The sequence below is a fragment of the Hymenobacter agri genome (assembly GCF_054778495.1).
In genome coordinates this window covers 1-793 of record NZ_BAAGZM010001120.1, presented here as the reverse complement: position 1 = coordinate 793, position 793 = coordinate 1, and the positions used below count along the sequence as shown (strand labels likewise).

Below are 793 nucleotides of genomic sequence, written 5' to 3'. Positions count from 1 at the left end.
CGCGGCCGCCCGCCTGGCCCAGCTGCTGGGCGAGCCCGTGGGCCGCACCATCGGCTACCGCGTGCGACTGGACAGCAAGGTGAGCAAGGATACCCGCGTGGAAGTCATCACCGAAGGCATTCTCACCCGCATGATTCAGGACGACCCGGCGCTGGAAGGCGTGGCGGCCGTGGTGTTCGACGAATTTCACGAGCGCAGCCTGAATGCCGACCTCGGCCTGGCCCTAGCGCTGGACGCCCAGGCGGTACTGCGCGACGACCTGCGCATCCTCATCATGAGCGCCACGCTCGAAGCCCAGCGGCTGGGCCAGTGGCTGCCCGCGCCGGTGGTATCGTCGGCCGGCTTTCTTTTTCCGATTGAGACGCATTATCTCGACCCACGCCGCGCCGCCGCCCTGCCCAACAAGCCCGCCGAGCGGCTGGCCGAGTTGGTGCCCGCGCAAGTAAAAATGGCGTTGAACGCCCACGCCGAGGGCGACGTGCTGGTTTTTCTGCCCGGCGTGGGCGACCTGCAGCGTAGCGCCCGCAAGCTCGAAGGCTCGCTCCCCGACCACATCGACCTGCACCTGCTGCACGGCGAGCTGCCCCTCGAAACCCAGGACGCCGCGCTACGGCCGTCGAAACCCGGCCGGCGCAAGGTCATTCTGGCCACCAGTATCGCCGAAACCAGCCTCACCATTGAGGGCGTGCGGGTGGTGATTGACGGCGGCTTCGCCCGGGTGCCGCGCTTCGTGCCCCGCACCGGCTTCACCACCCTCGAAACCGTGCCCGTGGCCCGCGCCGCCGCCGACCAG

At 69.1% G+C, this 793-nt stretch carries 1 protein-coding gene; it reads left to right on the top strand.

Translation table 11 applies throughout. The features are described from left to right. Positions 1-793: helicase-related protein (locus tag ACYVDE_RS24840; protein WP_460504193.1), on the top strand; the 793-nt coding region annotated here is incomplete at both ends.